We start from the raw sequence: 12,609 nt of genomic DNA, 5'->3' as shown, positions 1-12,609 counted from the left end.
GATCACTCCGTGCAATTTGGGTAAACGGTGCATTCACGACCGTTCATTTTGAAGGTTTTGAATTCTGGAGGGTTGCGACACCACTTCCAGCCATCCTTGTTTACACATGGCTTCCAACCCTCAGGAAATTTAATCCAGGTTTCGTCATGAGATGGCTCTTCTTCTGGATTTACCCGGAACTCCATTCTGACGGTCTTGCCCGGTAATTCGCCTCGAACCACTGCGATCCCCATGCCGCGCCGTTTCGAAAAATCTTCCGCGACTTGCCACTGTTCGTCGGTAGCGTGGCAGTAAAGAAGTTTTGCAATACCTCCTTTGCGGGCCAGCGCGTCGCTAATTTGAAATAGCCAGGTACAGAGCCCGCGAACTTCCAAGGTGCCGTTTGCCGGAAAGCGCGGCGCTTGCTCCGGGCGCTTGTCATAGATCTTCAAGCCGCCACCGGAAGGGTACTTGTCGAATACCGGATCAGGGCCGTAATGCCCCACCACCTTGAAATCAACCGAAGCTAACTGCAACGTGCAACCCACCAGCTTGTAGTTCAGCGGTATTTGTTGCTTGATCTGCTGGGGTTGAGAGTTGCGCTCGGTTTCGAAGATGGCGAAATGCTGATTGAGTTCAGTAACTTCTTTGCCAAGTCCATAGCTATAAAAAGTGCGCGTGCAGCCTTCGCGTTGAGTGGGGTTGTAGGTGGCGGTGATTTTTGAAGAGAAATCAGCAGGTAATTCGCCAGCCAAAGTAAAATTTTCAGAACCTGGCACAGCTACATTAATTGAACTGCATGCACTGCCACCAACTAGCATGCTTGTAAGTAGCAAGGTTTTAATAAAGCGCCTTTTCACTAATTGATTCATCGCTGCTTACTCCGTGCAATTTGGGTAAACGGTGCATTCGCGGCCGTTCATTTCGAAGGTTTTGAACTGTGGTGGCTCTGTACAGAGCTCTTCGAATTTAGTTCCCCAGCGACTTGTACAGGGCTTCCAGCCGGGTTTAGTTTTTAGCCAATAACCATTCATGTAAGGGCGCTCATCAGCGCTCACCTTAAATTGCAGCTGTACGGTCTTACCTGCTAGCTCATCGCGGGCCAGATGGGCTCCTGCATTTTCACAACTTAGTAGTTTTGAGATTTCTAGATAAAGCTTGCTGATTTGAAATGCCCATGAGCATTCAGCCTTCTTGGCCAGAGTACCGTTCGCCTGAAAGTCCGGCGCGCCCTCTGGGAGTTTGTCGACGATTACCAAGCCGCCATTGTCGTAAGTCTGCTGCCAGTCCTTATCGCCGTAGCGACCATGGATAAACAGCCCGACTCTGGCCAATTGCATTTCACACAACCCATCGTGATAGCTGACTGGGATGTTGAAACGGTATTGCTGCTGATCACTCTGGAGGCCGGTTTCGAACGACTTGGCCTGGCGGCGACCGTCACAGCCATTGGCCACGCCATAGTGGGCCTGGGCCTTGAGTGAGAAGTTGGCTGGCAACTCGCCTTCCAAGGTAAAGCTTTCGCCAGCCAGCTGGCTGAGTGAACTGCACGCGCTTAGCGAGAGGCCAAGCATGCTGATCCAGAACAGGCGATGTACCTGAAGATTGTTGAACGCAAAGGTCATGCCTGAACACTCGCTGTAAACAGCTCTTTGCTGCTGCGCGCGAAGTGGGCATCCGCTGTTTCATTCTCGACGGGAGCCCACGCAGGGTGTTCAGCGAGCGCAGGGTCGAGTTGGTAGCGCAGCAGAAACTGAATGCGTTCCAACGACTGCCACTGCCAGCTTTGGGCTTGCTCAAGTTTCGTGTCCAACCAGCTACTTAGGGGCTGCGTTTCGGCCAATTGAGCGGTTGCTGCTGAGTGGTTTTGCCACAACCACTGCTCCAGGTTATGCCGCAGAACTGCTTGGCTGACGGTCTCTGGTTCGGCCAGTTCTTGCCAGGGTTTGTCGAATGGCGCTGGGTATAGAGCCGGGTGCGGGTTATTGATGCTCTGCCAGGCTTGGCCGTCCCAACATAACGCGCTGTTTAGTGGGCCCAGTAGCAAGGGGTGTTGCGCTTCGCTGAGTTGAGCAAGATGGCGTGCGATTACCCGGTTGTCCTGAAAGCGGTAGAACGCACGTTGCTCTTGCTCATCAACTAGCAGGCGTTCTTGCCAGTGTTGGGTCAGGGTGGCTAGATCAATGTGTTCTGCGCTGGCCAGCCAACCCCAGTCACTTTCAGGTGTATTGAGTAGCGTCTGAATCAGCTCTGCGTCGGAGTTATGCAAACGCACCAGCCAAGGGCCGACTTCGGCCATATCAGTAAACTCGGTACCTTGGTAAAGGTTGACGTAGTCCTGCATCAGGTCTGCGGCGAACAGGGCTTTGATCGGATCAGGCTCTGCGAGGCTGTCGATAATCAGTACCAGCTCGCGTTGCTGGGCAAGCTGTTCAGTGAGCCAGTCTTGGGCTACTTCGATCATGCGCGGAGTCCTGTGTCACAGACGCCATCCCGGCATGCTTCACAAATAGGGCAGCGACTTGCACCAAGTTGGCGTGCCTTGCGGGCCATTTGCAGTTGGACGTTGGCCAGGGCGAGCTGAGGCTTTTCTCCTGCCTTATCCGCATCCGCCGCCCCCGGAATAATCGGCAGCACAATGCCGATCCCAGTGCCCACGCCCGGTGCGCCGCCGGAGTTCATCTTGATGGTTGCGCCGCTCAGGGTGACGCCACCCGGATCGAGCTTGAGGAAGCTGCCGCCGCCGCTGGCGGTGAGTTCCATGCCAGCGTCTATCACCACTTTGCTACCGGCGTAGTAGTGGATTTCGTTGCCGGCTTCGACGAATTGGCCGGTGCCGACTTTCACATGCTGTTTTTGCCCGACGGTTAGGTGGTCGTTGCTGCGGGTTTCCACTTTGCGGTCGGCGTGGGTAGTGCGGTGTTCTTCGGCCTGGAATTCGCTGTAGCTGTTGGCTTCGACCGTGTCGTGGCGCTCGTTACCCACGCGGATTTTCTGGTCGTGCTCGATGTTTTCGTCCCAGTCGCGCTGAGCATGCAGGTAGATCTGCTCGGCACCTTTTTTGTCTTCGATGCGCAGTTCGTTATAACCGCCACCGCCTGGGCTGCTCAGGGTTTTGAACAGGCTGCGGGTTTTGTTGGCAGGCAGTTCGTAGGGCACCACATGTTCGGCGTGGTACAGGCAGCCGGTGACAAGGGGCTGATCAGGATCGCCTTCGAGGAAGGTCACCAGCACTTCCATACCGATACGCGGAATAGCGATAGCGCCATAGCGGTCACCGGCCCAGCTGGAGCTGACGCGCAGCCAGCAACTGGTGGTGTCGTTGGCTTGGCCTTCGCGGTCCCAGTGGAATTGCACTTTGACGCGGCCGTATTGGTCGCAGTGAATTTCTTCACCGGCGGGCCCCGTGACTACGGCCGTCTGGCTGCCCAAGACTTTGGGTTTTGCATGCTTAAGTGCGGGGCGGTGCAACACGTCCCAAGGCGTGGCACTGAAGCGGTTGCGGTAGCCCTGTTGGAAACCGTCGCTGGCTTGGGTGTCGCTGGTGACGGACTCTTCCAGCACCTGCGGCTGTTTGCCCTCGTGGTGGATTTCCGTCAGTAGCCAGAGCTGGTTCCAGTCGCTGCGCGGGTGGTCGCTGAGGTTGAGATAGTGGCCGCTGAGCAGCAGCGGTTGGTCGCTTTCACCCTGGGCTAATTCGTAATCGCTGCGATGACGTTCGAGGTTGCGTTTGGCCAGGTGCTTGCCACGTTCACGCTCAACAAAGCGGCCGGGGTAATCGTAGTCTTCCAGGTCGGGGCTGAACTCACTGGTAAAAGCAGCTTCCATCAACAACTTGGGCTTTTCGAAGTCGTAGTCGCGGCGGGTTACGCGGCTGGTGCGGGTTTCCAGACGTAAGGCGAAGCGCTTGACCACCGGCTCATCGGCCACCAGGCCTGTGTCCTGCTGGTAGGCCGTTGGCGCGAGTTTGGGGAAGACGGTTTGGTCATCACCGAAGACCAGTACATGGCCTTGCTCGCTGTGCTGGAAGTGGTAATGAATGCCTTCTTCCTCGCACAGGCGCTGGATAAAGTGCAGGTCGGATTCGTCGTACTGCACGCAGTATTCGCGTTCTGGGTAGACGGTCTGGCCGAACTCGAACTTATAGGCGTTGCTCTGGATGCCATGTTCTTCGAGCACCTGGCTGATGATCTTTTCTACCGTCAGATGCTGGAAAATACGCTGGTTGATGCGGTGCGCCAGGTACGCCAGTTGCGGGCGCAGGGTGACGTGGTAGCGGGTTATACGGTGCCCGGAGTCGCCTTGGGCGATGCGGTAGATCAGGCCATGAATGCCGCCGCCATCGGCTGTGAATTCTAGGAAGGCGGGTTGATGTAGCAGGCTTTCCAGGTCCAGGTCAGGGCGTTCACTGATCAGCTCGAGTTCGAATGCAAAGGGTTGGCTGATGGCCTCGCGGCCTTTAAATTCAAGTACTTGCAGATCGTGGCCGAGACCGTCGATGGCCAGGGTAAAGCGGTTTGGCGCCAGGCTTGTGGCAAGGTTGGCGGCGTTGCCGGTCAAGGCGCGAACGACTGCGGAGGCCGATACCGCACTGCTTCTGGCATTGGCTGTAACAGCCTCAGTCGGCGGCTGGGTCGTCGCGGCCGGAGCAATATGGGTTGCGGGCTTGGGGTGAAAGAGAAAATTACGGCAAAACACACAGTGGATTTCGTCGTACTGCAGGCCGTGTTTGCTCAACTCGCTGAATACATCACTCAGCGCGATGGTGCTGTTCTGCAACAACAGGGTCGGGGTTTTGCGGTTGCGTACGGTGAGGATGTCGACGCCTTCAAGCTTGGCACCGTAGGCAATGCTCGAGTACTGGTCGTCGCTGTACTTGGAAACCAGGTAGTTCCGCGTGGATTCCCCCGGTCCTTTCTGTTCGTGCGGCGCGATTTCACCGCGCATCACCTTGCCCAGGCCGGGGTCTTGCAGGGTTTTACCGTCCGGGCCATAAAACACCAGCGAGGTGTTGGCGGGCACGTTCAAGTGCATGCCAGGCATATAAGCGCCATGGCTGGTGATGATCAGTTTCTTGCTTGGCTGCCCAGAGGACTTCTGGAACAGATAGAAATGTTCGCCGAGAGCGGTTGCGTTCGCTGGAGTAGGTTTCACGCGAAGACTCCTACATGACCACGTTGCGGCTGGACAAGCACAGCGCTGACGGGATTGACGTAACTCTGATTGGCGGCGTTGAACATGCTCTTCTCCTTAAGCCTTACACGTCAGCCGGGCTGATACTCAGCCGCTGCATGCGGTACAGCAGGGTGCGGCGCGGCAGGCCCAGTTCGCAGGCGGCGCTGGTCTGGTTGCCACGGTTTTTGCGCAGGCAGTCGAGCAGCAGGCTGCGTTCGACGCGCTCCATGCGTTCGCGCAGGTTCATGCCACTGTCGTCCGGGCTGCTGTCCTGACGCAGGTTGAAGTACTCGGGCAGTAGCTCGCCGCCTTCACATAACAGCACCGCGCGTTCGACCATGCCTTTGAGTTCACGCACGTTACCGGGGAAGGCGTAGCTGGCCAGTTGGTCCAGGGTGCGGTCGGCCCAACGGCAAGGGTTGCGCTGCAGGAAGGCACTGGCCTTGTCGGCAAAGTGCCGGGCCAGGGTGAGAATGTCTTGCTCACGCTCGCGCAGGGCCGGCAGTTCGATAGGGAACTGCGCCAAGCGGTAGTACAAGTCTTCACGGAAACGACCTTCTTCGACCAGGCTGCGCAGGTTGTGGTGAGTGGCCGAGACGATGCGTACATCGACTTTGTGCGTGCTGGTTGAGCCGAGCGGGCGCACTTCACCTTCCTGCAAGACGCGCAGCAGCTTGGCTTGTAGGCTCAGCGGCATATCACCGATTTCATCGAGGAACAGGGTGCCGCCATTGGCCGCGTCGAACAGGCCCTGATGGTCGCGGTCGGCGCCGCTGAACGCGCCTTTGCGGTAGCCGAACAGTTCACTTTCCAGCAGGTTTTCCGGCAGCGAGGCGCAGTTCTGCACCACAAAAGCTTTGCTGCGGCGAAAGCCGCAATCGTGAATGGCACGGGCTACCAGCTCCTTACCGGTGCCGGTTTCACCCGCCAGCAATACGCTGACAGGGTTGTGCAGCACTTTGCTGATCAGCTGGTAGACGCTGCGCATCGCCGGGCTGTCGCCAATCAGGCCATAGCCGCTGGCGCAGGGCATACTGACCACGGCAACCGGCTGCTCGTCGCTCGGAGCGCGCAGGCGTTGCAGCAGGTGCAGTTGGGCGACGACAAAGCTGCCCAGCTGGCCAAGCGAGTCGGCAAAGCCTTGCAACTCTCGCGAGCGCTGGCTGGCAATCAGCAACAGGCCGGTGACACCTTTCTGCTCATCCAGCAGCGGTTGGCACAGCAAGCTGCGCCAAGGCTGTTGCGCCTCGGGCAGGAAGCCGGTCTGGTGCAGGTTGCGATCCAGCTCATTGAGGCTCAGCGTCTGGTTCTGGCACAGGCAGTACTGCAGCAGATGTTCGCCGTCGTAGTCGCTGGACAGGCTGGCATCCGCACGCGGTTGCAACAGGCCGTCCTGCCATTCGGCGGACAGCGTCAGGCGGGTGTGAGTATCGTCGAGCAGGTACAGCTGGCTCAGTTCGCTGCCGGACAGCTGTGCGGCACTTTCCACCAGGCCGCCGAGCAGGGCATCGCTAGTGGACGCACGTGCCAGCGTGGCGAAGCGTTGCAACAGCGCTTCGGCATAGCGCAGCGGCTGCGGCACCTGACTGAACATCAGCGACATGTTAAGCGAACTCACAGACCACCGATCCTTCGCCGTCCAGGGTGGCGTGCACGCGTTGCAGGCTTTCGCCGCTGGCCATGGCGTCGAGCAGGCGGTCGACCACCAGCGGTTGCAGGTGTTGGTCAATCAGGTGATCGATCAGGCGTGCGCCGCTGTCGCTGTGGCTGCAGCGTTCGGCCAAATTCTCCAGTAGGGCAGGCGCGTAGCTGAACTGCAGTTGGCGACGTTGCAGGCGCTCAGCGAAGCGCTCCAGCTTGAGGCCGACCAGTTCATTGAGCACTTCGCCATTGATCGGGTAGTACGGCACCACGCGCATACGGCCGAGCAGTGCCGGCTTGAAGTGCTGGGTCAGGGTCGGGCGAATCGCCTGTTCAAGGTCTTCCGCATCCGGGCGCTGGCCGCCCTGGCAGAGGCTGGCGATCCGCTCGCTGGCCAGGTTGCTGGTCATCAAAATCAGCGTGTTGCGGAAGTTGATCTCGCGGCCTTCGCCGTCGTTGGCCACGCCTTTGTCGAAGATCTGATAGAAGACGTTCATTACGTCCGGGTCGGCTTTTTCCACTTCATCGAGCAGCACCACCGAGTAGGGCTTCTGCCGCACGGCTTCGGTGAGCATGCCGCCTTCGCCGTAGCCGACGTAGCCGGGTGGTGCGCCGATCAGCCGGGAGACGGTGTGCTTCTCCTGGAACTCGGACATGTTGATGGTGGTGAGGAAGCGCTCGCCGCCATACAGCAGATCGGCCAGGGCCAGGGCGGTTTCGGTTTTACCGACGCCGCTGGGGCCGACCAGCAGAAACACGCCGACCGGCGCATCGGCGCGATTGAGGCCGGCAGCGGTGGCGCGCATCGAACGGTCCAGGGCGGCGATGGCTTGCTCCTGGCCGCGCACGCGCAGGCCGAGGTCGCGGGCGAAGGTCAGCACCTTGCTGTTGTGCTCGCGGGCCAGCTGGCTCAGCGGCACGCCGGTCCAGTGGCTGATCACTTCGGCCACTAGGCGCGGGCAGACTTCGAAGCTAACCAGGCGCTCATTCACCTGAGTACTGGCCAGCTCGGCTTGCACGGCGCGCAGTTCGTCTTCCAATTGCTCCAGCTGCACGGCCTGGCCGTCGCTTTCTTCAGGTTTGGCTTCGGCTTCGTTCGGGTTCTGGCGCAGGCTGGCGCACTGCTTGCGCAATTCCAGCAGGCGTTCGGCCAGTTCACGCTGCACCGACCAGCGGGTTTCGATCTGCTCAAGTTCAGCGCGGGCCTGGCTCAGGCGCGCTTCGAGCTGTTCGAGGATTTCGCTGTCGATCTGCAAACCGGCTTGTTTGTCGCGGCCCATGGCTTCGCTCTGCCGTTCGCCTTCGGCAATTTCACCGCGCAGACGCTCCAGTGCCTCCGGTGCAGCGGCCAGACTGATGCGCACGCGGGCGCAGGCGGTATCGAGCACATCGACGGCTTTGTCCGGCAGTTGCCGACCGGCCAGGTAGCGCGCCGACAGTTCGGCGGCGGCGACCACGGCGTCATCACGCAGGTAGATGCCGTGGCTCTTTTCATACACCGGTGCCAGGCCACGGAGGATAGTCACGGCCTCTTCGACCGTCGGTTCGTGCAGTTGCACGGGCTGGAAGCGCCGGGCCAGGGCCGGGTCCTTCTCGAAGTACTTTTTGTACTCGCTCCAGGTGGTGGCGGCGATGGTGCGCAGCTCGCCACGCGCCAATGCGGGCTTGAGCAGGTTGGCTGCATCGCCACTGCCAGCCTGACCACCGGCACCGATCAGGGTGTGGGCTTCATCGATAAACAGGATGATCGGCTTGGGCGAGCCTTTGACCTCATCGATCACGCCCTGCAGGCGGCGTTCGAACTCGCCTTTGACACTGGCGCCGGCTTGCAGCAGGCCGAGGTCCAGACACAGCAGTTCGACACCCTTAAGCGCAGCGGGCACCTCACCAGCGGCGATGCGCAGGGCCAGGCCTTCGACGATGGCGGTCTTGCCGACACCGGCTTCGCCGACCACGATCGGGTTGCTTTTACGGCGGCGGGCGAGGATGTCGATCATCTGGCGGATCGCGCCGTCGCGGCACAGCACCGGGTCGAGCTTGCCGTCGCGAGCCTGCTGGGTGAAGTTGTGGGTGAAGCGCGAGAGGTTCGATTCGCCACCGGCTGCGGGTTTACCTGCGGCGGTTTGCGGTTGCTGAGCCATGGCGAATTCGCGCAGGCGCTCGGCATTCAGCTTGGCCAGCAGTGGCTGATAGTGGCTGCCGGCATAGCGCATCGGGTTGCGCAGCAGGGCGAGGATCAGCGCGGCTTCATCAACCTGGCTCTGGCCCAGTTCCAGGCTGGCGACCAGCAGGGCGTCCTGCAGCCATTGCACCAGTTCTGTGGCAAATACCGGGTTGCGCGATTCGCTGTGTTCGCCACGCGGTTGTAGGGCGCGGGCCAGCTCGCTGGCGTCCACTTCGGCATCCTGCAGGGCGCGGGGCAGCAAGCCTTCCGGGCGCTCAAGCAGGCCGAGCAGCAGGTCTTCGACGAGAATCTTGCTGCCGCCACGTACCACGCAGCGCTCGGCGGCGCATTCCAGGTCATGTTTGCTGGCCGCGTCGAGGGCTTGCACCAGTTGCTGTAAATCGACGTTGATCATTTCATCAATCCTTAATGAGCTTTGCTGCCGAGGGTGACCACGCCGTCGGCGTTGTCACGCCCGAGCCAAGTGGTCCAGCCCAGCAGGCAGGGGTTGTCCGCGCCGAGGCGCAATTCGCGTATTTCGTCCTGGCGCAGCTCCAGGCGTATGTCGTAATCGAGTGGGTCGCGCAGAGTGAAACGCACCAGCGCGCAGAGCGGTTGGTAGCCGCTGCCAATGGGCAGAAATTCGTGGAAGCGGTCCCAGTTCAGTTGGCGTACATGGATGCGGAACTTACCGCCGCGGTCGCGCACGAACTCGCCAAGCACCAGGCTTTCACCGAGCTGGCTGTTGGCCAAGCCCAGGCGGTTGCGCTGTTCGCCGAGGATTTCCACCTGACGCTCCAGGCACTGTTCGATATGCAGGTCGGCGTGCTTGAAGTAGTAGCGCAGTACTGACTCGATCAGTGCTGCCGAGTGGGCGCGCAGACTGAGCAGGCCGAGGTAGGGCAGCAGGCGCTTCCAGTTCAGCTCCTTAGCCTGGCGAATGGTCTCGCCACCCAGGCCGATCAGAGCAAACAGGTGTGCGGAGAACGCATCGACCGCACCGCTCTGGAACCGCGAGTGATAGCGGTACTTCTGCCAGGTTGGTAGCAACAGACGCTGTAGACGGTTGTTGAACAGGTCGAGGAAGTCGCGGGTCGGGTTGCCATCTTCACTGTCGCCCAGCGCTTGCTCACCGTAGAACGCTGGCAGTGGTGAGCCGGCGCCAAACAGGCTGACCAAGTTGATGCGCAGGCGCGCGCGCAGCTCACCGTGCTCTTCGAAGAATTGCACGCGATCGATATCGCTACCGGGGAACCCCATGCTCGGGTTGGCCTGCAGTTCCAGTCGCTGATACAGCGCCTCCTCATCCAGTTCAGGATGAGCAGCCTGCAAGCGTTCCAGCACCAGCTGCACACCCTGGAACAGGCTGTACTCGCGGATGCCCCGGCTAAGCCGGTTTAGAGCAGGGGCTGTTGCCCCATGCGCGGCGTCCATTGGTACACCTCTCCCTGTGTGCTCTGTACGCGCAGCTCGTGGTACGAGTTCAAGCTGGCATACAGGGCGAAAAATTCATTGAGTACGGTGGCGAAGAGAAATAGATCGCCTTCGCCGACATAGCCTTCGGGGTTGATCGTCAATTGCGTACGTACACCACGCACGGGCAAGCCGCGATGCAGGCGATCGACGTGCTGGTGGCTGATGCTTTTCAGACCGTCGAGCAGGCGCTTGCTGACCTTTTCTGCATGCTGGTCGTAGTAGCGCGGCAGGTCGTAGGTTTCGAGAATGACTTTGAGTGCCTCGACGTTGGCCAGCGACAGGTAGTTCAGCGACATGTTGCTGATCAGTTTCCAGAGAAAGTCGCGGTGCAATGGCGGTGCATAGCTCGGCGTTACGGCACTGATATTGCGGAAGGTGAGGAACTCCGGGGTGTCCTCGCAGGGCATGCAGATATCACCAAGGCCCAGCTGACGTGGCAGGTTCTGGTTGGTGCAGGTCAGCTCGATGGACAGGGTTTCATGCTGATCGAGGTTGCGCAGGCCAAAGCTCAGGTAGGTTTCCAGGCCGTCGCCAAGCAGCGACGGTTGCTGGCGCACGCTGTAGTGCGGGCGCGCCAGGGGCACGTCGAAGCTGGCGTCGTGCTCGAAGGATTCGAACGGCACGTACTCTTCGTAACCCTTGCCGCCAGGCTTCCAGCCGGTGACGCGATCCACCGAGAACACCCCGCAATGCTCGGAATCGAGCTCCGAGGGCAGCAGCAGGTACTGATCCTGCTTGCCGTCCAGGCGAATCGGGATGGCGTCATGGGCGAACAGGTTGACCACCGGTGTGCAGTACAGGCGCACGTTATCTAGGGTCGGGCGGATACGTTGCACGCCGGCCTTGTGGATATCGAAACGCAGTTCGATGCCGCGCGCCTGTTTGAGCACGTCTTCGGGGACGCGCTTGAGTGCATCGATGCCGAGCAGGTCGACAAACAGGAACTTGTCCTGGAAGGCGAAGTATTCCTGCAGGTAGCGGTAACCGCGGAAGGTGTTCAGCGGGTAGGGGATCAGCGCCTGATCTTCGGCAAAACCAACGGGCTGCACATTGCTGCTTGGCAGGTGCAGGCCATCCAATGGTCGCCCTAGCGTGTCCTGCAGCGGCTTGCCAGCCGCATCGAGCAGCACCAGCTGTACGCCACCGAGATGACGCAACAGGCTCAGGTAAAGCAGTTGGCTGATATAACGCTCGCCAGCCAGGTGCAGGCGCAACTGCTTGAGGTTGAGCTCGCCAAGATGGCCGTCCGCAGTCATGCCCAGGCGCAGGCTGAGCATCGCACCAGCGCCCTTGATCGAGTAGTCCAGGCCATTGAGCGCCAGTGGTAGCACCTCGGTGGCAAAGGCGGTGCGAAAACGGCAGGTCACGCCCTGGATCGGCTTGGATTCCACAGGTGTATGGCGTGGCACCAGCAAGGCACCGCCCGACCGTTTGAGTGGGTCGAACTGCAACATGCTGAACGCCGGCAGCGGGCGCATATAGTTCGGCCACAGCAGGTGCATCAGCGAATGGGTCAGCTCCGGCAGCTCGTCATCAAGCTTCTGCCGCAGACGTCCGGTAAGAAAGGCGAAACCTTCCAGCAGTCGCTCGACATCCGGGTCGCGCCCGCTCTGCCCAAGAAACGGCGCCAACGCCGGGCTGCGCTCGGCAAAGCGCTTGCCGAGTTGGCGCAGGGCGGTGAGTTCGCTCTGGTAGTAGTGGTTAAAAGACATCAGTTATTCATCCCTGCCGTGGGGTCGTCACATGGCCAATTATTGGTTGCTTGAATTTCTGCGTAGTCGTTGGGCATGTGCTGTGGAATCAGCTTCAGATCCTTGAAAGCTGTTACGGGTGGAACCCCACTACACCAATGTGGAACCATCCAGAGGCAGTGGCGAGGCTTGTAGCCGGGCGCTTCAATGGTCAGCACGGTGTTGCAGGGCGGGGCATCCTCCAGCAAGGTGATCAGGCGAAAATCCGAATGAGCGGCAAAAGCAAAACGCCCATTCGCATCGCTGCTGGTTTTGTAGATGCGGGCCATATCACTGCCAACATTCAAAGTCAGCTCTGCACCGCTTACCGGCTGCCCGCTTTCTACCGATACCAGGCTGCCCTCAATAGGTGGATTGACCGGCACCGTATGTGGATAGATCACGCAGCCGCTCAATAGCGAGCTGCACCCCAACATCGTGACG

The 12,609-nt window shown here is 59.9% G+C and carries 9 protein-coding genes and 1 pseudogene; all 10 read right to left on the bottom strand.

Translation table 11 applies throughout. From position 1 onward, the window contains the following. Positions 1-2 precede the first annotated feature (2 nt). The gene (locus tag AACX99_RS01960) at positions 3-851 is read right to left on the bottom strand and encodes a hypothetical protein (RefSeq protein WP_339409148.1); all 849 of its coding nucleotides are present in this window, start codon (positions 849-851) and stop codon (positions 3-5) included. A 6-nt stretch (positions 852-857) separates the two neighbouring features. Further along, positions 858-1,604, bottom strand: a complete 747-nt coding sequence (locus AACX99_RS01955; protein ID WP_339409147.1) for a hypothetical protein — start codon at positions 1,602-1,604, stop codon at positions 858-860. Further along, the gene (locus tag AACX99_RS01950) at positions 1,601-2,443 is read right to left on the bottom strand and encodes a DUF4123 domain-containing protein (RefSeq protein WP_339409146.1); all 843 of its coding nucleotides are present in this window, start codon (positions 2,441-2,443) and stop codon (positions 1,601-1,603) included. The genes AACX99_RS01955 and AACX99_RS01950 overlap by 4 nt, the downstream gene beginning before the upstream one ends. Further along, complete coding sequence (locus tag AACX99_RS01945; RefSeq protein ID WP_339409653.1) at positions 2,440-4,506, bottom strand: type VI secretion system Vgr family protein; 2,067 nt, start codon at positions 4,504-4,506, stop codon at positions 2,440-2,442. The genes AACX99_RS01950 and AACX99_RS01945 overlap by 4 nt, the downstream gene beginning before the upstream one ends. A gap of 168 nt (positions 4,507-4,674) precedes the next feature. Next, positions 4,675-5,133, bottom strand: a pseudogene (locus AACX99_RS01940) (putative adhesin); the annotation flags it as partial. A 103-nt stretch (positions 5,134-5,236) separates the two neighbouring features. Continuing rightward, positions 5,237-6,748: a sigma-54 interaction domain-containing protein gene (locus AACX99_RS01935; protein WP_339409651.1), complete on the bottom strand. Its 1,512-nt coding sequence runs from the start codon at positions 6,746-6,748 to the stop codon at positions 5,237-5,239. Between the two features lie 10 nt (positions 6,749-6,758). Beyond that, positions 6,759-9,374 (bottom strand): type VI secretion system ATPase TssH, encoded by a 2,616-nt coding sequence (gene tssH, locus AACX99_RS01930; RefSeq protein WP_339409145.1) that lies wholly within the window; start codon positions 9,372-9,374, stop codon positions 6,759-6,761. A gap of 11 nt (positions 9,375-9,385) precedes the next feature. After that, the gene (tssG, locus tag AACX99_RS01925) at positions 9,386-10,393 is read right to left on the bottom strand and encodes a type VI secretion system baseplate subunit TssG (protein ID WP_339409144.1); all 1,008 of its coding nucleotides are present in this window, start codon (positions 10,391-10,393) and stop codon (positions 9,386-9,388) included. Continuing rightward, positions 10,357-12,147 carry a type VI secretion system baseplate subunit TssF gene (gene tssF, locus AACX99_RS01920; protein ID WP_339409143.1) on the bottom strand — a complete coding sequence of 597 codons (1,791 nt, stop codon included), beginning with the start codon at positions 12,145-12,147 and terminating at the stop codon, positions 10,357-10,359. The genes tssG and tssF overlap by 37 nt, the downstream gene beginning before the upstream one ends. Then, positions 12,147-12,569, bottom strand: coding sequence for a carboxypeptidase-like regulatory domain-containing protein (locus AACX99_RS01915; RefSeq protein ID WP_339409142.1), 423 nt, complete (start codon positions 12,567-12,569; stop codon positions 12,147-12,149). Before AACX99_RS01915 ends, tssF begins: the two co-directional genes overlap by 1 nt. Positions 12,570-12,609: the final 40 nt, after the last annotated feature.

The organism is Pseudomonas sp. EA_35y_Pfl2_R5 (genome assembly GCF_963970805.1).
GTDB lineage: Bacteria > Pseudomonadota > Gammaproteobacteria > Pseudomonadales > Pseudomonadaceae > Aquipseudomonas.
This window is presented reverse-complemented; position numbering and strand designations above follow the sequence as displayed.

Bases quoted from the DNA above. Each gene is read 5' to 3' on its own strand.
- tssG (WP_339409144.1), bottom strand. From the start codon at position 10,393: ATGGACGCCGCGCATGGGGCAACAGCCCCTGCTCTAAACCGGCTTAGC.
- AACX99_RS01935 (WP_339409651.1), bottom strand. From the start codon at position 6,748: ATGTTCAGTCAGGTGCCGCAGCCGCTGCGCTATGCCGAAGCGCTGTTG.
- tssF (WP_339409143.1), bottom strand. From the start codon at position 12,147: ATGTCTTTTAACCACTACTACCAGAGCGAACTCACCGCCCTGCGCCAA.
- AACX99_RS01950 (WP_339409146.1), bottom strand. From the start codon at position 2,443: ATGATCGAAGTAGCCCAAGACTGGCTCACTGAACAGCTTGCCCAGCAA.
- tssH (WP_339409145.1), bottom strand. From the start codon at position 9,374: ATGATCAACGTCGATTTACAGCAACTGGTGCAAGCCCTCGACGCGGCC.
- AACX99_RS01960 (WP_339409148.1), bottom strand. From the start codon at position 851: ATGAATCAATTAGTGAAAAGGCGCTTTATTAAAACCTTGCTACTTACA.
- AACX99_RS01955 (WP_339409147.1), bottom strand. From the start codon at position 1,604: ATGACCTTTGCGTTCAACAATCTTCAGGTACATCGCCTGTTCTGGATC.